Here is an 18943-nt window from a genome sequence, read left to right on the forward strand (position 1 = left end):
GCTCCATCAAGCCCCCGACTTCAGCCGGGCGGCGGCACGGCGCCGCAGCAGCCCGCGCGCGAGCAGCGCCAGCAGCAGGCTGCCCGCGCACACCAGCACCGCCAGCCACAACGGGTGGTTGGCGAAGAACCAGCGCATCGCCGTCAGCGGCGGCAGGCGGCCGACGTGGTAGGTCTGGTTGCCGGCCAGGCTCACCAGCCTGTCCCGCTGCAGCAGGACCACGCTGCCCTGGAACAGGGCCAGCTTCCGCGGGTCGAACCAGGCCTCGAACAGGCGCGTGGCCTGCGCCGGGTCGTCGGCCATCAGCGCGACCACGCTGCGGCGCGCGCGCAGCGGCGACTCGAAGCCCATCAGCACCACGTCCCCGGCCTCCGGGCGCACCGCCACCTCGGCGGTGGTCGGCAGGTCGGTGCGGCGGGCGGCCGGCGAGAGGAACGGCAGCTTGCGCCCGATCCAGTCGCTCAGCGCGAAGCGCCGGTCCTCGCCCTGCCCGCCCACCGGCAGGTGCGCGGCCCAGCGCTCGAACAGCGGCTGGTTGCGGCGCGAACCCAGCACCAGCAGGTCGCGCCCGGCGTGCTGCTCGACCTGGGCGGCGGAGACCACGCGCGCGCGCAGCGCCGGGTAGCCGGTGGAGGCACCCATGCGCCCGAACAGGGCCAGGGCATTGGCCACGTCGTCGGCGCCGGGGTTGTCCGGCATCACCAGCGCGGTCTCGGCCAGGTCGGCCAGGCGGGTGAACGGGAAGCCGGCGTTGCCGAACGCCGCCAGGTTGGGCATGGCGATGAAGTGGGCGAAGCCGCTGACGTCGATGGTCGAATCGCCATCGATCGCCGCCGACACGTCGGGGAAGGTGTTCTTGCAGGCCTCCGCCACCGGACGGTCGAAGAAGAAGTGGAAGCGCAGCTGGCTGCTGGCCGAGAACGGGCCGGTCGGCAACCGCAGCGGCTGCTCGATCGGCATGCGGCCCTTCGGCGCGACCTGGTGCCACAGCTGCACCGGCAGCGCCCGCCCGCGCGGCCGCCCGTCCAGCGGCAGGGTGGCGACGAAGGCGTCGTTGATGCTGACGTTCAGCGCCGAGCGGTTCGCGCCCTCGGGCAGGGTGTAGCGGTAGCGCAGGTTCACCGGGATGCCTTCGCTCTCCCACACGAACAGGTCCGGGGCCAGGCGCAGGCCGATCCGGACCAGGTCCGGGTGGTAGCCGCGCACGTTGAGCGCCGCCGTGTCCGGCACCAGTTCGTCGAAGCGCACCGGGCGGTCGCCGGGCAGCCAGGCCGGCGCGTCGTAGGGCTTGCGCGGCGCGGCCTCGCGGAAGTCGCGGACCAGCGCACGCTCGCCCGCCAGCGGGGTGCCCAGCGCCAGCGCGCTGGCGGCGGTGCGCAGCTCGTCCTCGTCGCGGCCCAGCACCAGCAGCAGCTTGGCGTTGGGGTCCTGCGGGTGGGTGGCGACGGCCAGGGTCGGGCCCTCGACCTCCGGCAGCTCCACGCCCGGCGGCGGGTTGCGCGGGGTGCCGAACAGCACCGCGTGGCCCTGGGCCGGCAACATGCCGGTGTAGGCGGGGAACAGCGCGCCGCGGTAGCCGGCCAGGGCGCCGAACCAGGACGCGGTGATGCCGGCCGCCTGCAGGGTGGCGTTGGACGGCTGCCCGGCGAACACGAACGGCAGCTCCAGGCGCGCGGTGTCGCGCGGGTCGAAGAACGGCAGCGGCAGCAGCGACAGGTCGTCGGCCAGCTGCAGCGGCGCCCAGGCCAGCTCGATGTAGCTGCCGCGGTCGATGTTGGCCCACAGGCTGGTGTGGTCCGGGTCCTCGCAGTCGCGGGTGTAGTGGCCGATCAGCTGCAGGTTGATCCAGTTGTGGTCCACGAACAGGCGCGGGTCCAGCTCGATGTCGCGCTCAAGGTCGCGTCCGCCGTCCTCGGCGGGCACCGGCACGGTGGCCGCGGTGACGCCGTTGACCGTGACCTTCAGGTGCGACAGGTCCGGCAGCAGCGCCGGCGAATAGCTGTACTTCAGGTGCAGGGTGGCGCGCTGGACCACCTGGTCGCTGCGCACCGGAAACGGCACGCCGGCGGTGCCCTCGATGCCGCGCAGGGTGATCTCGTAGTCCACGCCCAGCTGGCGCAGGGTGGCGCGGCTCTGGCGCAGCTCCTGGCCCTGCGGCGCGGCGGCGGCCGGGTCCTGGGCATGGGCCAGTCCGAACAGGAAGGCGAAGGCGAAGGCGGCCGGGATTCTCAGGCGCATGCGGGCGGTGGTGGTCTGGGTGGAGGGTCGGTGGCTGGGGTTCATGCCTTCTCCCCCGCGCGCGGGCCGCGGAAGCCTTCGCGGCTGCTGCTGGCCACGTGCCGGCCCAGCGCCACGAAGCCGCGCATGCTGGCGCGCAGCACGCCGCCCAGCGAACCGAGGAAGGTGTCGCGGTCGTGGCGGCCCCACTGCGAGAGCCACAGGTCGGCGCGGGCGAAGGTGGAGGCCACCAGCCAGCGCTCCTGCTCCAGGTCCAGCTCGCGGAACTCGATGCTCAGGCCGTGCTCGTCGCGGTCCTGGCGCACCACCGCCGGCAGGCTGCAGCTGCGGCCGCGGTGGCCCAGCTCGACCTGGACCTCGGTGCCCGGGGCCAGCGGGTGCGGCGCGTCCGGGCGCAGGGCCATGCCGCCGGTGGAGAAGTCGATGGTGTGGCAGGGCACGCTGGTGCCGTCCGGCAGGTGCAGCAGCGCCGGCATGCGCAGCGGCACGCGGTGGGCGCGGCGGATCTGGCGCTGCTCGCTGCAGGTGGCGATGGTCGCGCCGAGGATCATCATGTTGTAGGCGGTCCAGCCGAGGTTGAGCCACAGCGTCTGCACCTCGCCCTCGGAGCCGCCGAACACCAGCCGCAGGATGCCGGCGGCCATGCCGGTGAGGTTGAGCACCAGCAGGAACAGGTAGGGCTTGGCGATCTGGGTGTCGAAGTAGCTGCGCTGCACCAGGCCACCCTTGGCGGTGACGTTGAACTTGCCCAGCTTCGGGTTGATCACCGCCATGGTGGTCGGCAGCAGGATGTACCAGGCGAGGGTGGTCTCGTAGACCTCGTTCCACAGCAGGCTGCGGTAGTGGCCCTGCACCCGCAGGTTGGTCAAGCCCGACTGCACGATGTGCGGCAGCGCGTAGGCCAGGATCATCAGCGCCGAGGCGTGGATCACGTGCGCGCCGAACAGCAGGAAGGCCAGCGGCGCGGTGAGGAAGATGATCCGCGGCAGGCCGTAGAAGAAGTGCAGCATCGCGTTGGTGTAGCAGATGCGCTGGGCGAAGCTCAGGCCGCGGGCGAACAGCGGGTTGTCGACCCGGAAGATCTGGGCCATGCCGCGCGCCCAGCGGATGCGCTGGCCCACGTGCGCCGACAGGCTCTCGGTGGCCAGGCCGGCGGCCTGCGGGATCGGCAGGTAGGCGCTGCCGTAGCCGCGCTGGTGCAGGCGGATGGCGGTATGCGCGTCCTCGGTCACGGTCTCCACCGCCACGCCGCCGACCTCTTCCAGCGGGCCGCGCCGGATCACCGCGCAGGAGCCGCAGAAGAAGGTCGCGTTCCAGGCGTCGTTGCCGTCCTGGAGCAGGCCGTAGAACAGGTGGCCCTCGTTGGGCACCTTGCCGAAGGTGCCGAGGTTGCGCTCGAACGGATCGGGCGAGAAGAAGTAGTGCGGGGTCTGCACCACCGCCAGCTTCGGGTCGCGCACCAGCCAGCCCATCGCCACCTGCAGGAACGAGCGCGAGGGCATGTGGTCGCAGTCGAAGATGGCGACGAATTCGCCGGAGGTCTTCTTCAGCGCGGCGTTGATGTTGCCGGCCTTGGCGTGGCTGTTGTTGGTGCGGGTCAGGTAGTGCACGCCGGCCTGCTCGCAGAATTCGCGCAGCTCGTCGCGGCGGCCGTCGTCGAGCACGTAGACGTTGAGCTTGTCCTCCGGCCAGTCCAGCACCGAGGCCGCCAGCACGGTGGTGCGCACCACCGCCAGCGGCTCGTTGTAGGTGGGGATGAACACGTCGACCGTCGGCCACTGCGACTGGTCCTGGGGCAGCGGCACCGGCCTGCGGTTGAGCGGCCAGGCGACCTGGAAGTAGCCCAGTACCAGCACCAGGAAGGCGTACAGCTCGGCCACCAGCAGGCCGCTGCCCAGCACCAGGTCCAGGGGGGTCCCCACGTCCATGGTCCGGGTCAGGCGCCACCAGATGTAGCGGGTGGACATGGCCAGCGACAGACCCATCAGCGCCAGCACCACCAGCCGGCTGGAACTGCGCCGCAGCAGCAGCGCGGCGACGAACACCGCCGCCGACAGCACGAACTGCTGCTTCACGTCCAGCGGCACGCTGGCCACGAAGCCGACCAGCGCCAGCCCGGCGACCCACAGCGCGGCGGTCGCCAGCTTGCCGCCCACGACGCTTCCCTCCCGCTTGTCCCCCAGTCCCATTCGCATGTCCTCGTCGCGTCCGGGCGCCCGGATCAGTTCCCGCCGAACCCGGCAGGCGCCCGCCTGGCTGGATCAGTGGCCACGCAGCCGCCGCAGCGGGCTCTCGTTGCCGGTCTCCGCGCTGGCCCCTGCCAGGCGGTCGAACAATTGCTGCAACGGCGTGCGCGGCGCCGGCGGCAGCGCGCGGGCGGCAGCCGGGGCTGCCGGGACGACGGACGCGTCTTCGCCGGCCCCGATCGCGATCGCGGGAGCCGTTGCCGTTGCCGTTGCCGTTGCAGGTGCAGGTGCAGGTGCAGGTGCAGGTGCCGGCCTTGCCGCGGCCGCAGGCGCGGGCTTCGGCGTCCGCAGGCGCCGGGTGCCGAAATCGCGGTAGTCCACCCCGCCGTCTGCACCGAGGCGGTTGAACAGTCCGGCGACGTCGTCGTCGCCGCTGCTCGGGGAGTTCGGGTCGCGCATCGGGGAGGCCCTCAGGTCACGCGGCACAGCACGTAGCTGTCGACATGGCCGGCATCGGCCTGGGTACACACCACGTCCAGCACCGGCGCGCCTCCGGCGGCGTGGAACCAGGCGCGGTAGACGCCTTCCAGGTAGGCGGCAAGCCACGGCCGCCCGGTTCCGCCCGCGGCCGCCAGCGGCGAGGCGCCGTGCCGGACCAGCACGCAGTCAGGCTGCTCCTCGAATTCCACCCGGCCCCAGTCCAGCGCCGCCCACACCGCGTTGGCCGCGTCCTGCAGCGCCTGCAGGGTCGCCGCCTCGGGCAGCGGATGGGCTGCGGCGAAGCGCCCGCCGAGCCGCGCCATCAGGCGCGCGCGGTCGCTCTCGTCCAGCCCCTGTTCCAGTTCCTCGCACAGCGCGCGCACGAAGCCCTGCCATTGCGGCGAACAGCAACGGGAGCGGTAGTGGTCCAGCAGGTCGGCAGGGCTCATGCGGCAACTCCCCGGTCGAGGCCAGGGCAATGGGGGAAGGGGGATACGGACCCGAGCTTTCGCAAGACCGGCACCGAGTACCGGCGCACAAAAAAATATGCGAATTACGTCGCAAAAACCAGCGCCACAGTATTCAGTTAGCCAGCTGACGCACTACGCCACTTTCTGACGCATTGCGTCACACCCCTCGCCGGATCAGCGTTCTGGGGGCTCGGCCACCGAGAATACCTGACGCAGGTAGGCCAGGTAGCCTGGGTCGTCGACCATGGTCTTGCCCGGGCTGTCGCTGAGCTTGGCCACCGGCTGGTCGTTGCAGCGGACCATCTTCATCACGATCTGCAGCGGCCTGGGGCCGAGGTCGTTGGTGAGGTTGGTGCCGACCCCGAAGGACATGCGGCAGCGACCGCGGAAGTGGTCGTACAGCGCCATCACCCGCTCGATGTCCAGGCCGTCGCTGAACACCAGGGTCTTGGTGCGAGGGTCGATCCGGTGGGCCTGCAGGTGGGCGATGATCCGCTCGCCCCATTCGAACGGGTCGCCGGAGTCGTGGCGCATGCCGTCGAACAGCTTGCAGAAGTACAGGTCGAAGTCGCGCAGGAAGGCATCCAGCCCGATCACGTCGGTCAGGGCCACGCCCAGGTCGCCGCGGTACTCGCGCGCCCAGGTATCGAACGCGGCCACCTGCGAATCGCGCAGGCGCGGGCCCAGGGCCTGGAACGCCTGCAGCCACTCGTGGGCCATCGTGCCCTGCGGCACCAGGCCGTACTTGCGCGCGAAGTACACGTTGGAGGTACCGACGAAGTGGCTGCCGAACTCGGCGCGCAGGTGCGGCAGCACCTCGCCGTGCCAGGCGTGCGAATAGCGCCGGCGGGTGCCGAAGTCGGTGATCACGCAGTCCTCGAAGCCCACCGCCTCGCGCAGGCGCGCGGTCTTGGCGCGGATCCGGCGCAGGCCTTCCTCGCGGTCCGGCGGGCCGTAGGTGCCGGTCATGTACAGCTCGCTGACGATCGCCAGCAGCGGCACCTCGAACAGGATGGTGTGCAGCCACGGCCCGCGCACGCGCAGCTCGATGCCGCCGTTCTCGTCCGGGTTGGCGCGCAACTGCACGTACTTGCGGTCGAAGTGGAACAGGCCGAGGAAGTCGACGAAGTCCGGCTTGATGAAGCGCAGCCCGCGCAGGTAGTCCAGCTCCTCCGGGGTGGCGCGCAGCGCGCACAGGGCGTCGATCTGGTCGGAGATCGCGTCCAGGTACGGGACCAGGTCCACGCCTTCGCTGCGGCAGCGGAACAGGTATTCGACCTGGGCGCCGGGATGCTGGTGCAGCACCGCCTGCATCATCGTCAGCTTGTACAGGTCGGTGTCCAGCAGCGAGGGAATGATCGGCACGGTCGCCTCCGGGAGCGTCATCGACGCGGCCACATGCGCGGCAGCCGCGCCAGGAAATGGGCCCAGATCGCGGCGAACACCGCGGCACGGACCAGCGGTCCGCGACGGGGCGCCTCGAAACGGGAGAAGTAGCGCCAAAGCCCGCGGTGCTTGTGCCACTCCACGAACAGCGGGCGCGAGCGGCTGGACACGCCGCGCACGTGCAGCACGGCCACGTCGTTGGCCACCGCCACCAGTGCCCCGGCCCGGCGCGCGCGGCGGCACAGGTCCAGGTCCTCGGCATGCAGGCGGTAGCCTTCGTCGAACCCGCCGATGCGCCCGAACAGCTCCCGCGGCACCAGCATCAGCGCGCCGGACACCGCGTCCACCGGCTGCAGCACCCGCTCCGGATCGGCCGCCACGTCCAGCTTCGCCGCGGCCGCCGGGTTGCGCAGCATCGCCGCGAAGTCCGGATCGCGGCGGCGCGCGGCGCCGTCGTGAACGCCGTCCTCGCCGTACAGGTCCGCGCCCAGCAGGCAGGGCCCGCCATGGGCGAGCGCGTGCGCGCGCAGGCGCACCAGCGAGTCGCGCTCCACCTGCAGGTCGGGATTGACGAAGGCCAGCCACGGCGCATCGGTGTCCGCCGCGCCCTGGTTGCAGGCCACCGCGAAGCCGGGATTGTCGGGGTTGGCGATGAAGCGCACCCGCGGGTCGGCCACCGCGTGCTGGCGCGCGATCTCCAGGGTGCCGTCGTCCGAACCGTTGTCCACCACCCGGATCTGGGCGACCCCGTCGGCGATGCGCAGCCGGTGCAGGCAGGCGTCCAGGGTCGAGGCGCTGCGGTAGCTGACCACCACCGCGGCGATGTCCGCCGGCGTGCTCATGCGCTGGCCCCGGCAACGTCGAACAGGTCGTCCTGGCGGCTGTCGCGCAGGCGCGCGTGCAGGTCCTGCAGCTCGGCGCGCGCGGCACGCAACGGGTCGCGCATCAGGAAGTCCGCCAGCCGTGCCTGCCAGGCCGGCCAGCGCGCGGCCAGCAGGTCGAGGTCGCCCTGGGCCGCCCCGCCCTCGCCGCCGCGGGCGACGAACGCGGTTTCGCATAGCACGTTGCGCCAGCCCAGCCCGGCCAGGCGCAGCGACAGGTCGGCCAGGGCCCCATACCAGGAGCCGAAACTGGCCGTGTCCAGGCCGCCGGCGCGGGCGCGCGCCGAACCGCGCAGGGCCACGGCGTGGTCGACCGCGGTCGGCAGCTCCGGGTGGCGCGGCGCCATCGCCGCGCAGGCCTGCGCGGTCAGCGCCGGATCGGCCGGCGCCGGCGCGACCTCGCCCAGGCGTGGCCAGCTGGCGACCTCGCCGGCATTGCACCACGGGGTGGCGGTGGCGATGGAGGCGTCACGCGCCAGGCAGGCGGCCAGCTGCGCCAGCCAGCCCGGCAGCGGCCGCGCGTCGGCCGAGAGCACCACCACGTCGGCGTCGCCGCAGGCGGCCAGCATCTGCTGCAGGTGCGCGACCGGTCCGACCGGCTGCGGGCGGCGGGTGTACTCGGCGCGCAGCCGGGTGCGCTGCAGCCAGCGCTCCACCAGGGCCACGCCGCGCGGGCCGGCCTGGGCGTCGTCGGCCAGCCACACCGGGGTGCCGGCGGGCGTGGCGGCGTCGAGCGCGGCCAGGCAGGCATCCAGCGCGTCCTCGTCGGCGGCAAGCGGCAGCAGCACGATGGGCAGGTCGCTCACGGCGGGACCGGGACTCCTTCTGGAAACGGCGCAACTTTAGCAGGGCCGCGCGCCCGGCCCGGATACGCGACGGCGCCCGCCGGGGCGCCGTCGTTCACTCCATGTCCGGGGGGCTCAGCCGACCCACACGCGCGCGTTGCGGAACATCCGCATCCACGGCGAGTCGGCGCCCCAGTCGCCCGGATGCCAGCTGAGGTTGACCGTGCGCGCCACCCGCTCCGGATGCGGCATCAGGATGGTGGCGCGGCCGTCCTCGCTGGTCAGGCCGGTGATGCCGTCCGGCGAGCCGTTGGGGTTGAGCGGATAGGTGGTGGCGATGTTGCCGTCGCCGTCCACGTAGCGCAGGGCCACGCGCGCGGCCGCCTGGTCCACCGCCGAGTCGAACTCGGCGCGGCCCTCGCCGTGCGCCACCGCCACCGGGATGCGCGAACCGGCCATCCCGCGCAGCAGCACCGAGGGCGACTCCACCACCTCCAGCAGCGAGGTGCGGGCCTCGAACTGCTCGCTGCGGTTGCGCAGGAACTTCGGCCAGTGGCGGGCACCGGGGATGATGTCCTTGAGCTGGCTCATCATCTGGCAGCCGTTGCACACGCCCAGCGAGAAGGTGTCCTGCCGGGCGAAGAACGCGGCGAACGCGGCACGCAGCTCCGGGCGCTCCAGGATCGAGGTGGCCCAGCCGCGGCCGGCGCCAAGCACGTCGCCGTAGCTGAAGCCGCCGCACGCCGCCAGGCCCTTGAACCCGTCCAGGGTGGCGCGGCCGGCGACCAGGTCGCTCATGTGCACGTCGACCGGGGTGAACCCGGCGCGGTCGAACGCGCGCGCCATCTCGATGTGGCTGTTGACGCCCTGCTCGCGCAGGATCGCCACCCGCGGCCGCGCGCCGGTGTTGATGAACGGCGCGGCCACGTCCTCGGCCGGGTCGAAGCTCAGCTGCGGCTTCAGTCCCGGGGCGGAGAAATCGCGCGCCACCGCGCGCTCCTCGTCGGCGCTGTCGGGGTTGTCGCGCAGCTTCTGCATGGCGTGGGTGACCGACCACCAGGCATCGAACAGCTCGTCCCACTCCCACTGCGCCAGCAGCGCGCCGGAATGGCGCACGCGGACGCGCGGAGTGCCGGTCGGACGGGCGATGCGCTGGGCGCACTCGGTCAGGGCATGGCGCTCGACCAGGTCGGCGAACGCGGCGCGGTCCTCGTCGGCGACCTGCACGATCGCGCCCAGCTCCTCGTTGAACAGGGTGCGGAACGGATCATCGCCCCAGCCGTCGAGCACGATGTCCAGGCCGCGGCGCGAGGCGAAGGCCATCTCGCACAGCGCGGCGAAGGCGCCGCCGTCGCTGCGGTCGTGGTAGGCCAGCAGCAGCCCGGCCTCGCGCGCATCGCGGATGAGGGCGAAGAAGTTGCGCAGGCGCTCGGGGTCGTCCAGGTCCGGGACCTCGCCGCCAAACGCCGGCAGCTGGCCTTCGGCGTGCACCTGGGCCAGCACCGAGCCGCCCAGGCGCTGGCGCCCGCCACCCAGTCCGATCAGCCACAGGTCGCTTTCCGGCTCGGCGGCCAGCAGCGGGGTCAGCTGCCGGCGCACGTCGGCCACCGGCGCGAACGCCGAGACCACCAGCGACACCGGCGACACCGACTTCTGCGGCTGGCCGTCGGCCTGCCACTGCGCCTGCATCGACAGCGAGTCCTTGCCCACCGGGATGCTGACTTCCAGCTCCGGGCACAGTTCCATGCCCACCGCGTGCACGGCGTCGTACAGCAGCGCATCCTCGCCCGGGTGGCCGGCGGCCGCCATCCAGTTGGCCGACAGCTTGACCTGCTCCAGCGCCTCGACCGGCGCCGCACACAGGTTGGTGATCGCCTCGCCCACCGCCATGCGCGCGGCCGCGGCCGAATCCAGCAGGGCCAGCGGGGTGCGCTCGCCGATCGCCATGGCCTCGCCGGCCACGCCGTCGTAGTCGGCCAGGGTGATGGCGCAGTCGGCCAGCGGCAGCTGCCAGGGGCCGATCATCTGGTCGCGCGCGGTCAGGCCGCCGACGCTGCGGTCGCCGATGGTGACCAGGAAGCTCTTGGCGGCCACGGTCGGGTGCGCGAGCACGCGCAGGCCGGCCTGGCGCAGGTCCAGCGCGGCGGTGCTCAGCGCCGGCCACGGCGCGGGCGCCGGGTGCACGGTGTCGCGGTGCATCTTCGGCGGCTTGCCGAACAGCACGTCCATGGGCAGGTCGATCGCCGGGTCGGCCGGGATGTTGCCCGGGGTCGCGCCGTAGGCCACGACCAGCCGCTGCTCGGCGGTGGCCACGCCCACGGCGGCGAACGGGCAGCGCTCGCGCGCGCAGATCTCGGCGAACTCGTCCAGGCGTTCGGCCGGGATGCCCAGCACGTAGCGCTCCTGCGACTCGTTGCACCACAGCTCCAGCGGCGACAGCGACGGGTCGTCGGTCGGCACCCTGGCCAGGTCGATCACGCCGCCCACGCCGGAGTCGTGCAGCAGCTCGGGGATGGCATTGGACAGGCCACCGGCGCCGACGTCGTGGAAGAAGTGGATCGGGTTGCGCTCGCCCATCGCCACGCAGCGGTCGATGACCTCCTGGCAGCGGCGCTCCATCTCCGGGTTGTCGCGCTGCACGCTGGCGAAATCCAGGTCCTCGGCGCTCTCGCCGGAGGCCACCGAACTGGCGGCGCCACCGCCCAGGCCGATCAGCATCGCCGGGCCGCCGAGCACGATCACCGCGTCGCCGGGCTTGAGCGGGATCTTCTCCACCTGCACGCGGTCGATCGCGCCCAGGCCGCCGGCCAGCATGATCGGCTTGTCGTAGGCGCGGACCAGCTTGCTGCCGTCCGGGCCCTCGCCTTCCGGCAGCTCGAAGCTGCGGAAGTAGCCCAGCAGGTTCGGCCGGCCGAACTCGTTGTTGAACGCGGCGCCACCCAGCGGGCCGTCGAGCATGATCTCCAGCGCCGGGGCCATGCGCGGGTTGAGCGCGCGCTCGCCCTCCCACGGCTGCGGCAGCGTGGGGATGCGCAGGTGGGACACGGTGAAGCCGGTCAGGCCGGCCTTGGGCTTGCCGCCGCGGCCGGTGGCGCCCTCGTCGCGGATCTCGCCGCCGGCGCCGGTGGAGGCGCCCGCGAACGGCGAGATCGCGGTGGGATGGTTGTGGGTCTCGACCTTGATCTGGAACGCCGAGGGCACCGGCGGCTCGCTGCGGTACTCGCCGGTCGCCGGGTCCGGGCGGTAGCGCGAGGCCACGTGACCCTCGATCACCGCGGCGTTGTCGCTGTACGCGCTGAGCGTGTGCTGCGGCGCCTTCTGGTGGGTGTTGCGGATCATCCGGAACAGGGAACGCTCCTGCTCCTTGCCGTCGATGGTCCAGCTGGCGTTGAAGATCTTGTGCCGGCAGTGCTCGGAGTTGGCCTGCGCGAACATCATCAGCTCAACGTCCGAGGGATCGCGGCCCAGCTCGGCGTAGCGCGCGCGCAGGTACTCGATCTCGTCCTCGGCCAGGGCCAGGCCCAGGCGGCGGTTGGCCGCTTCCAGCCCGTCCAGCGGGATGCGCTCCAGCGGGCGCCGCGCCGGGGCGGCGAACAGCGCCGAGGCCGCCTCGCGCGACTCCAGCAGCGACTGGGTCATCGGGTCGTGCAGCAGCTTGCCGAGCGCGGCCTGGGTGGCGGCGTCGTCCGGCCAGCCCGCCAGGTCCAGGCGCATGCCGCGCTCGACCCGGGCGACCGGCTGGCCGGCGCCCTGCAGCAGTTCGGTGGCCTTGCTCGACCACGGCGAGCGCGTGCCCAGGCGCGGCACCACGTAGCGCGACAGCGCGCCTTCGGCCCGCGGCGCCGGCTCCGGGCCGGCCTGGAGGATGCGGTTGAGCGCGTCCGGATCCGGTGCGGCATCGCCCGGCTGGACGAAGTAGACGTGCCAGGCGCCTTCGATGCGCAGGCCGGGGACGAGGGACTGCAGGCGGGTTTGGAGCCGTTGCCGACGGAACGGCGAAAGGGCGGGCGCGCCCTCGAGGACGATCATGTCCGGGAGATGTCGCTGGGAAAGGCCGGCCATTGTACCGGACCCGGCCGCCGGCTTCGCCGCGGGCGGCCGCGGTGGCGGCCGCGCCGGAAGCGGCGGTTCAGCGCCCGCCGGCGCCCTCGCCCTTGCCGGCCAGGCGGTCCAGCGCCTCGCGCAGCGCCGCCGGGGCCATGTAGCCGCCCAGCTGGGTGCCATCGGGCGCGAACACCGCCGGGGTGCCGTTGACCCCGACCCGCTGGCCGATCGTGTAGTGCATCGCCACCGGGCTGGTGCAGCTGCGCGCCTGCACCCGGCCGCCGGCCTTGGCCTCGGTCAGGGCGCGGCGCCGGTCGGGCGCGCACCACACCGAGACCATGTCGCGGAAGTCCTGGCTGGCCATGCCCATGCGCGGGAAGGCCAGGTACTCCACCGCGATGCCCTGGCGGTTGTACTCGGCGATCTGCTCGTGCATGCGCCGGCAGTAGCCGCATTCGACGTCGGTGAACACGGTCACCGTGTACGCCGGGTTGGCCGGCGCGAACACGATGCGCTCCTCCTTCGGAACCCCGGCCAGGACCTTGCGGCGGTAGGCGTTGAGGCCCGGGCTGGCGGCCGGCGCGCGCGCCTTCAGGTCGATCGGCTGCGACTGCAGCAGGTAGCGGCCGTCGTCGGAGACGTACAGCACCTGGCCCTCGAGCAGGACCTCGCGGAAGCCGGGGAACGGCGCCGCGCCGAGGTAATCCGGCTCCGCGCCCGGGACCACCTCCGCCAGCGCGGCGCGCACCGCCTGCTCGGGACCGCCCTTGCCGGCAGCGCCCGGTTTGGCGCCCCCTGCGGCCTTGTCGGGCGTGGACGGAGCCGGCTGGGCACAGGCGCCAAGGCTGATCGCGCAGAGCAGCGCGACGGCAAGCGGTCGGAACATTCGGAAAACCTGTCGGGACTGAGGCCGGGGATTCTGGCACAGCGCCGATGAGCGGATCCGCACCGGGGCCTGGCCGGCGCTTCCTCCGCGGTATCGCGGCGCCTGCCCCCCCGCCGGCAGGGGCCCAGGGAGCCTGCCATCCCTGGCGCACGTCGGCTTAGGCCCCGGCCCGGCCATCCATGGCCGGGCGTTCGCCCCTTTTGCGGCATGCCGCAAAAGGGGCTCACCCCCTCGGATGGTGCTTTGCGTGGAGGCGTTGGAGGTGCTGGCGCGCGACCATGGTGTAGATCTGGGTGGTCGACAGGCTGGAGTGGCCCAGCAGCAGCTGCAGCGCGCGCAGGTCGGCGCCGTGGTTGAGCAGGTGGGTGGCGAAGCTGTGGCGCAGGCCGTGCGGGGTCACCGAGCGTGGATCGATCCCGGCGGCGGCGGCATGGCGCTTGATCGCGCGCCAGAAGTCCTGGCGGGTCGGCGCGCTGCGGCCGGCACCGAGGAACAGCGGCACCTCGCCGCTGGCGTCGGGCGCCACCGGACGGCCGCCGGCCAGCACCGGGCGGGCCTCGCGCAGGTAGCGCTCGAGCCAGTCCTGCGATTCCTCGCCCAGCGGCACCAGCCGCTCCTTCGAGCCCTTGCCGCGCACCCGGACCACGCCCTGGCGCAGGTTGACCGCATTGGCCGGCAGGTTGACCAGCTCGCTCACGCGCAGGCCGGCGGCGTACATCAGCTCGAGCATGGCGCGGTCGCGCAGCCCCTCGGGCGTGGACACGTCCGGCGCTGCGAGCAGGGCCGCGACCTGGGACTCGGACATGGCCTTGGGCAGCGGCCGCGGCAGGCGGGGCGGGTCGATCAGCGCGGCCGGGTCGTCCCGGCGGATCCCCGCCAGGACCAGGTGGGCGTAAAACGCGCGCAGGCAGGCGCGCAGGCGGGCATTGCTGCGCGGGCCGTAGCCCTGGTCCGCGCGCCAGGCCAGGTAGGCGAACAACGCCTCGCGGTCGGCGCCCACCAGCCCGCCGCCGGCGCCGTCGCGCCAGCGCGCCAGCAGCTCCAGGTCGCGGCGGTAGGCCTCCAGGCTGGCCCGGGCCAGGCCGCGCTCGGCCCAGGCAGCGTCCAGGAAGCGCGCGATCGCGCGGGCATCGTCCTCGCGCAGCGGCGGCAGGGCCATGGCCTGCCCGCGGCGCTCGGCCGCAGTGCGGGGACGGTCGCTCACCGGGCGGCTCCGGCGGCGTGGCAGGCGGGGCAACGGCGCTTCATCGCGCAACAGGATACGTCGCCGCGCCGCTATCCTTTGCCGCATGCACGTCCCCGCCCAGCCCTCCCCTGCCGCCGAAGCGGCTTCCGCCGCGCGCCCATCGGCGCTGGTCCTCCGCCGCCTGCTGTCCCTGTGCTACGACCTGCTGCCGGTGGTGGCACTGTGGATGCTGACCGCGATCCCGTTCGTGCTGCTGGACGTGGCCCTGCACGGCGGCGACACCCGCCACAACATCGAGCCCTTCAGCCTGATGTCCTGGCTGCTGTGGTCCGCGTGCTGGGCGGTCACCGGCCTGTACGCCACCGTCAGCTGGCGCCGCGGCGGCCAGACCCTGGGCATGCGCCCGTGGCGGCTGCGGCTGCGCACGGCCGACGGCGCGCCGCCGTCATGGCGGGCGCTGTGGTTGCGCTACGCGGTGGGCACGCTGTCGCTGCTGGCCGGCGGGCTGGGCTTCTGGTGGGCCTGGTTCGACCGCGGCCGCCTGGCCTGGCACGACCGCGCCAGCGGTACCGGCCTGGAGCGGCTGCCGAAGCGCAAGAAGTAGGCCTCAGCCGGACTTGCGCCGGAACAGCCACCACGAGGTGGCCAGCATCAGCATCGGCGGCAGGGCGTAGGCGATGCGGTAGTCGAAGCGGAACGCCCCGGCCAGCCGCCCGAACTGCATCTGCAGCAGCATGAAGCCCAGCGAGAACACGATGCCCAGGAACAGGCGCTTGCCCATGCCGCCGCTGCGCAGGCTGCCGAACGCGAACGGCACCGCGGCCAGGCACAGGGCCAGCACGTTCAACGGGTAGAACCAGCGGCTCCAGTAGGTGTCCTCGTAGTCGCGTGCGTCCAGGCCGTTGCGCCGGCGGTACTCGATGCTGGCCTGCAGGTCGGCGGCCGAGAGGTTGCGCGGACGGGTCACGCCGGCGGCCAGGGCGTTGGGATCCAGCTCCGAATTCCAGCGCTGCTCCTCGGCGGTGGTCTGCACCGCGCTGGCCTCGCCGAACGCCACCCGCCGCACCTGGCGCAGCTTCCAGCCGCCGGCGTCGTGCACGGCCATGCCGGCGCGGGTCAGCGCCAGCAGGCGGCCGTCCCCGCCCACCTGGTACAGGCGCACGTCGCGCAGCTCCAGCACGCGCTGGCCGCCCTCCACCCGCTCCTGGCCGTCGACCGCGTTGAGGAAGGTGTCGCCCTCGCGGGCCCACAGGCCGGAGTAACGGGCCATGGCCACGTTGTTGGTCTTGGCCGCCAGCTTGAGCTGGTCGGCCTGGCGCTGGCCCCAGGGGGCCAGGGTCTCGCCGGTCAGCACCATCAGCGCGGTCAGCAGCACCAGGGCCGCGGCCACCGAGATCGACAGCCGGCGCCGCGACAGGCCCAGCGCGCGCAGCGCGGTCAGCTCCGAGGTGCCGGCCAGCTGGCCGAGGCCCAGCAGCGAGCCGATCACCGCCGCGTACGGGAAGATCGTGTAGGCCCGGCGCGGCACCGAATAGGCCACCACCGCCAGCGCGGTGGGGAAGTCGTAGCTGCCCTTGCCGAGGTCGCCGAGCTGGCCGGACAGGGCCAGGACCACGTCCAGGCCAACCAGCACCGCCCAGGTCAGCAGCACCGAGGCCAGGACCACCCGGCCGATGTACAGGTCGTGCAGGCGCACCAGGGACCTCATGCCGCCACCCTCCGCGGACGCGGCAGGCGCCCGTCGCGCAGGTACAGCCACAGGGCGAAGGCCAGCAGCGGCAGGGTCAGCCACCACAGGCCCGCCGGTGCCGGCAGGCGGCCATCGGCCAGCATGCGCACGCCGATGAACATCAGGTTGAGCCCCACCAGGTAGGCCAGGAAGCCCAGCATCAGCCGGCCGTAGCGCTGCTGCCGCGGCGAGCTGCGCGCCAGCGGCACGGTCAGCAGGGCAAAGCCCAGGGCCAGCAGCGGCGGGGCCAGGCGGCCATGCAGCTCGGCAATCGCGGCCGGGCGGCCGTCGCCGAACAGGTCCAGGGTGGAGGCGATGGCGGGGTCGTCCTCGCCGCGGTCCTCGGCCCGGTCGGGCAGCGCCACCTCGTTGACCGCATAGCGCATCAGGCGGAAGTCCAGGCCGCCGCCGATCGGACCTTCCACCCGGTGTCCGTCGACAAGCCGCAGGAAACGGTCGCGATCGCCGCCGAACTCCAGGCTTCCACCGCTGGCGGTGACCACGTCGATCCGATCCTCGCGCTCGCGCTGCAGGAACACGCCCTGCAAGGTGCGGCCATCCTCGCTCATGCCGTCGATGTAGACGATCCCGCCGCCGGGCAGGGAGGTGAAGCGGCCCGGCTCCAGCCCGGCCACGATCAGGCTGCGGTTGGCCTGCTCGACCATCTTCGCCGCGGTGCGCTGGGCCCAGGGCCCCAGCCACAGCGAGCACAGCCCGACCAGCAGCACCACCGGCAGCACCGCCATCAGCAGCGGCCGCAGCAGGCGCCGCGGGCCGACGCCCACGGCGTTGAGCACGGCCATCTCCGAATCGCGGTACAGCCGGGCCACGGCCAGCATCAGGCCCAGCATCAGCGCCAGCGGCAGCACCAGCGGCAGGTACACCAGCAGCTGCAGGCCCAGCTGGGACAGCAGCAGGCGCGCCGGCAGGCCGCCGTCGGCGATCTCGCCCAGCACGTCCACCAGCACCCCGCCCAGGCTCACCGTGAGCAGCACGATCAGGGTCGCCAGGAAGCTCTGGACGAAGTCGCGCAGCAGGTATCGGTCGAGCTTCGGCATCGGCGGGGCCAGTCCTATAAAATCCCGGGTTCGCTTCGCGGACCCCGCCGGCCGGGATCTCCCGGCCCATGATCGAGGGGCGATCCGCGATTGTACGTACCTGCTCCCGGAATCTGATCAATGGCCCTGCAATTCACCCTGAACCGCGAGGCCGCCGCGGCGGCCGCCACCGACTGCGTCGTGATCGGCGCCTTTGCCGACAAGACGCTCACCCCCGCGGGCCAGGCGATCGACGAGGCCAGCGGCGGGCGCCTGCGCGCCCTGCTGGAACGCGGCGACCTCAATGGCCGTACCGGCAGCAGCCTGGTCCTGCACGACCTGGCGGGCGTGGCCGCGCCGCGGGTGCTGGTGCTGGGCCTGGGCGAGCCGGCCAAGTTCGGCGTGCCGCAGTACCTGAAGGCCGCCGCCGACGCGGTGCGGGCGCTGAAGACCGGCCCGGTCGCGCATGCCCTGTTCACCCTGTCCGAAGTCGCCATCCCCGGCCGCGACGCGGCCTGGAACGTGCGCCAGGCCGTGGTCGCCGCCGACCACGCCGCCTACCGCTACACCGCCACCCTGGGCAAGAAGAAGGACGAGCCGGGCCTGCGCGCGCTGGCCATCGCCGGCGACGATGCGGCCGCCCTCGCCCAGGGCCAGGCCATCGCCGAGGGCGTGGCCTTCACCCGCGAGCTGGGCAACCTGCCGCCGAACATCTGCAACCCGGCCTACCTGGCCGCGCAGGCCGAGGCCTTCGCCGCCGCCCACGAGGGCGTGGAGGCCGAGATCCTGGACGAGCAGCAGATGGAAGCCCTGGGCATGGGCTCGCTGCTGGCCGTGGCCCGCGGCTCGGCCAACCGTCCGAAGCTGGTCGTGCTGAAGTGGAACGGCGCGGCCGACAAGGCGGCCAGGCCCTACGTGCTGGTCGGCAAGGGCATCACCTTCGACACCGGCGGCGTCAACCTGAAGACCCAGGGCGGCATCGAGGAGATGAAGTACGACATGCTCGGCGCCGGCAGCGTGCTGGGCACCTTCGTCGCCGCGGTGAAGATGCAGCTGCCGCTGAACCTGGTGGCGATCGCCCCGGCGGTGGAGAACGCGATCGACGGCAACAGCTACCGCCCGTCGGACGTGATCACCTCCATGTCCGGCAAGACCATCGAGGTCGGCAACACCGACGCCGAGGGCCGCCTGATCCTGTGCGATGCGCTGACCTACGCCCAGCGCTTCCAGCCGGCCGCCCTGGTCGACGTGGCCACCCTCACCGGCGCCTGCATGGTCGCCCTGGGCAAGTTCGCCACCGGCCTGATGAGCAAGCACGACGACCTGGCCGACGAGCTGCTGGCCGCCGGCGAGCACGTGTTCGACCGCGCCTGGCGCCTGCCGCTATGGGATGAGTACCAGACCCTGCTGGAGTCCAGCTTCGCCGACGTCTACAACATCGGCGGCCGCTGGGGCGGCGCGATCACCGCCGGCTGCTTCCTCTCGCGCTTCACCGAGGGCCAGCGCTGGGCGCACCTGGACATCGCCGGCTCGGCCAGCGACGAGGGCAAGCGCGGCATGGCCACCGGCCGCCCGGTGGGCCTGCTGAGCCAGTGGCTGCTGGACCGCGCGGCCGAAGGAAGCGCCGCGTAAGCG

The 18943-nt window shown here is 73.0% G+C and carries 14 protein-coding genes; 2 read left to right on the forward strand and 12 right to left on the reverse strand.

Features of this window, described 5'->3' with window-relative positions:
• Positions 1–6 precede the first annotated feature (6 nt).
• From bcsB to xerD, 10 genes are all read right to left on the reverse strand, one after another.
• The gene (gene bcsB, locus B351_RS0113340; protein ID WP_026010715.1) at positions 7–2238 is read right to left on the reverse strand and encodes a cellulose biosynthesis cyclic di-GMP-binding regulatory protein BcsB; all 2232 of its coding nucleotides are present in this window, start codon (positions 2236–2238) and stop codon (positions 7–9) included.
• Positions 2239–2279: 41 nt separating this feature from the next.
• The gene (bcsA, locus tag B351_RS0113345) at positions 2280–4427 is read right to left on the reverse strand and encodes a UDP-forming cellulose synthase catalytic subunit (protein ID WP_019399537.1); all 2148 of its coding nucleotides are present in this window, start codon (positions 4425–4427) and stop codon (positions 2280–2282) included.
• Between the two features lie 72 nt (positions 4428–4499).
• A complete protein-coding gene (locus B351_RS17690) occupies positions 4500–4883 on the reverse strand; it encodes a hypothetical protein (protein ID WP_156810470.1) in 384 nt (127 codons plus the stop codon).
• 11 nt (positions 4884–4894) lie between these two features.
• Positions 4895–5353, reverse strand: a complete 459-nt coding sequence (bcsD, locus tag B351_RS0113350; protein WP_019399538.1) for a cellulose biosynthesis protein BcsD — start codon at positions 5351–5353, stop codon at positions 4895–4897.
• A 195-nt stretch (positions 5354–5548) separates the two neighbouring features.
• Complete coding sequence (gene pncB / locus B351_RS0113355) at positions 5549–6760, reverse strand: nicotinate phosphoribosyltransferase (RefSeq protein WP_019399539.1); 1212 nt, start codon at positions 6758–6760, stop codon at positions 5549–5551.
• A complete protein-coding gene (locus B351_RS0113360) occupies positions 6757–7602 on the reverse strand; it encodes a glycosyltransferase family 2 protein (protein ID WP_019399540.1) in 846 nt (281 codons plus the stop codon). Before B351_RS0113360 ends, pncB begins: the two co-directional genes overlap by 4 nt.
• Positions 7599–8447, reverse strand: a complete 849-nt coding sequence (locus B351_RS0113365) for a glycosyltransferase family 2 protein (protein WP_019399541.1) — start codon at positions 8445–8447, stop codon at positions 7599–7601. Before B351_RS0113365 ends, B351_RS0113360 begins: the two co-directional genes overlap by 4 nt.
• Before the next feature lie 114 nt (positions 8448–8561).
• A complete protein-coding gene (gene purL / locus B351_RS0113370; protein WP_019399542.1) occupies positions 8562–12455 on the reverse strand; it encodes a phosphoribosylformylglycinamidine synthase in 3894 nt (1297 codons plus the stop codon).
• Between the two features lie 100 nt (positions 12456–12555).
• Entirely contained in the window at positions 12556–13356 is an 801-nt protein-coding gene (locus B351_RS0113375; RefSeq protein ID WP_019399543.1) for a thioredoxin fold domain-containing protein, read from the reverse strand.
• A 223-nt stretch (positions 13357–13579) separates the two neighbouring features.
• Positions 13580–14515 carry a site-specific tyrosine recombinase XerD gene (gene xerD / locus B351_RS0113380; RefSeq protein ID WP_050992222.1) on the reverse strand — a complete coding sequence of 312 codons (936 nt, stop codon included), beginning with the start codon at positions 14513–14515 and terminating at the stop codon, positions 13580–13582.
• 130 nt (positions 14516–14645) lie between these two features.
• Here xerD and B351_RS0113385 point away from each other — a divergent pair, with 130 nt between their 5' ends.
• Complete coding sequence (locus B351_RS0113385; RefSeq protein ID WP_019399545.1) at positions 14646–15146, forward strand: RDD family protein; 501 nt, start codon at positions 14646–14648, stop codon at positions 15144–15146.
• Between the two features lie 3 nt (positions 15147–15149).
• Here B351_RS0113385 and lptG read toward each other — a convergent pair whose 3' ends face one another.
• Both lptG and lptF read right to left on the reverse strand, forming a co-directional pair.
• Positions 15150–16250 (reverse strand): LPS export ABC transporter permease LptG, encoded by a 1101-nt coding sequence (gene lptG, locus B351_RS0113390; RefSeq protein WP_019399546.1) that lies wholly within the window; start codon positions 16248–16250, stop codon positions 15150–15152.
• Positions 16247–17329, reverse strand: coding sequence for an LPS export ABC transporter permease LptF (gene lptF / locus B351_RS0113395; RefSeq protein ID WP_019399547.1), 1083 nt, complete (start codon positions 17327–17329; stop codon positions 16247–16249). Before lptF ends, lptG begins: the two co-directional genes overlap by 4 nt.
• Positions 17330–17449: 120 nt before the next feature.
• Here lptF and B351_RS0113400 point away from each other — a divergent pair, with 120 nt between their 5' ends.
• The gene (locus B351_RS0113400; RefSeq protein WP_019399548.1) at positions 17450–18940 is read left to right on the forward strand and encodes a leucyl aminopeptidase; all 1491 of its coding nucleotides are present in this window, start codon (positions 17450–17452) and stop codon (positions 18938–18940) included.
• The last annotated feature ends 3 nt before the right edge of the window (positions 18941–18943 follow it).

Origin of the sequence: Pseudoxanthomonas sp. GW2 (assembly GCF_000283075.1) — a bacterium.
Taxonomy (GTDB): Bacteria; Pseudomonadota; Gammaproteobacteria; order Xanthomonadales; family Xanthomonadaceae; genus Pseudoxanthomonas.

What these genes read in the sequence shown, in the direction of transcription:
- bcsD (WP_019399538.1), bottom strand. Translation starts at nt 5,353, where the DNA reads ATGAGCCCTGCCGACCTGCTGGACCACTACCGCTCCCGTTGCTGTTCG.
- B351_RS0113375 (WP_019399543.1), bottom strand. Translation starts at nt 13,356, where the DNA reads ATGTTCCGACCGCTTGCCGTCGCGCTGCTCTGCGCGATCAGCCTTGGC.
- B351_RS0113360 (WP_019399540.1), bottom strand. Translation starts at nt 7,602, where the DNA reads ATGAGCACGCCGGCGGACATCGCCGCGGTGGTGGTCAGCTACCGCAGC.
- B351_RS0113400 (WP_019399548.1), top strand. Translation starts at nt 17,450, where the DNA reads ATGGCCCTGCAATTCACCCTGAACCGCGAGGCCGCCGCGGCGGCCGCC.
- purL (WP_019399542.1), bottom strand. Translation starts at nt 12,455, where the DNA reads ATGATCGTCCTCGAGGGCGCGCCCGCCCTTTCGCCGTTCCGTCGGCAA.
- B351_RS0113385 (WP_019399545.1), top strand. Translation starts at nt 14,646, where the DNA reads ATGCACGTCCCCGCCCAGCCCTCCCCTGCCGCCGAAGCGGCTTCCGCC.
- pncB (WP_019399539.1), bottom strand. Translation starts at nt 6,760, where the DNA reads ATGACGCTCCCGGAGGCGACCGTGCCGATCATTCCCTCGCTGCTGGAC.
- lptG (WP_019399546.1), bottom strand. Translation starts at nt 16,250, where the DNA reads ATGAGGTCCCTGGTGCGCCTGCACGACCTGTACATCGGCCGGGTGGTC.
- bcsA (WP_019399537.1), bottom strand. Translation starts at nt 4,427, where the DNA reads ATGGGACTGGGGGACAAGCGGGAGGGAAGCGTCGTGGGCGGCAAGCTG.
- lptF (WP_019399547.1), bottom strand. Translation starts at nt 17,329, where the DNA reads ATGCCGAAGCTCGACCGATACCTGCTGCGCGACTTCGTCCAGAGCTTC.
- B351_RS17690 (WP_156810470.1), bottom strand. Translation starts at nt 4,883, where the DNA reads ATGCGCGACCCGAACTCCCCGAGCAGCGGCGACGACGACGTCGCCGGA.
- bcsB (WP_026010715.1), bottom strand. Translation starts at nt 2,238, where the DNA reads ATGCGCCTGAGAATCCCGGCCGCCTTCGCCTTCGCCTTCCTGTTCGGA.
- xerD (WP_050992222.1), bottom strand. Translation starts at nt 14,515, where the DNA reads ATGGCCCTGCCGCCGCTGCGCGAGGACGATGCCCGCGCGATCGCGCGC.